The sequence below is a fragment of the Synechococcus sp. R55.7 genome, from assembly GCF_047461955.1.
In the GTDB taxonomy this organism is placed as follows: domain Bacteria; phylum Cyanobacteriota; class Cyanobacteriia; order Thermostichales; family Thermostichaceae; genus Thermostichus.
The window spans coordinates 1-1,093 of the sequence record NZ_JANSIC010000376.1; the positions used below are offsets into that span (position 1 = coordinate 1).

1 pseudogene is annotated in these 1,093 nt (G+C 56.7%); it reads left to right on the forward strand.

Annotation, left to right across the window (positions count from 1 at the left end):
* A pseudogene (locus NW820_RS12605) lies at positions 1-1,093 on the forward strand (glycosyl transferase family 1); the annotation flags it as partial.

Consider the following 1,093-nt stretch of genomic DNA (forward strand, 5'->3'; position numbering starts at 1 on the left):
TCCGCTACTACCTAGACCATCCCCAGGAGGCCATTCAAATTGCCCGCCGCGCTTATCACACTTTCGACCAACACTGGCATCCCCGCCACCGCATTCAGAACCTGCTGGACTGGGTGTTTGGGGGAGAGCTGCCGGAGCCCTTTCGTTACTCGCCCCGCTCTGATGTGCGCTACTTTGTCAGCACGGCCAGCTCTGCCTGGATAGACACACGACTAGGAATCTACGAGCCCATTCAAGAGCTGCATCGCGTGCAGGAGCGACTGAGGGTATTTGTTGGCCGAGGCTGTCCTGGGGTGATAGCCGCGGACTTGCTGGACTTGCCGCGGCTGGAGCTGTACGTGGAAGAGGGGTTTGGGGATCCCTGTGGTCTGCTGCAGCAGAAGGGAGTGCCCGAGCGAGTTCATGAGGTGAGAGGGGAGCCAGCCAGTCGGCCTAGTTTTGATGCTGTGGTGTGCACAGCTGAGGACTTGCAGCGGCTGGGGCGGTCTGTGAGGGCTAACTTTGCTTTTGTCTTGGCAGAGGACCACCAACTTCTTTTGGCCAATGCCAGTAAGTTAATGGAAGCAGTGTTGACTGGCTTTGACTTTGGCAAACTCAGGTTTTCGGTAAAGCTCTACCCAGACACCGTTTTTTACGAGAGGACGTATCTTAACTTTCCTGTGTTTCTGTCTAGTCAGGTGCAGACGGTTATCGACATCGGAGCTGGGGTAGGCCTTGGTAGCGTTTGTTTTCGGGGTTTCTGCCCTGAGGCGGCCATTCATTGTTTTGAGGTGGATCCCTTGGCCTTGCACCTGCTGCAGCAGAATGCTCTTGGCCTGGGCAACTGCTTTGTGCATCCAGTGGGGCTGGCGGGGCAGAATAGCTGCAGAACTTGTCGGCTCTGGCCGGAGGATCCTCAGGCCGAGTGGGGAGTGGAGCAGCTGCTCCCTTTCCGGGAAGCCAGGGCAGCCCTCAAGGAGTTGGGTTTGGAGCCCATCGATGTGCTCAGGGTGGCTACAGGTGGAGATGAGGTGGAGGTGTTGACCAGCTTGCAAGAGCAGCTCAAAGACATCAAGGTGATTTACGTGGAGTTTACTTCTGAGCAAGACCGCAA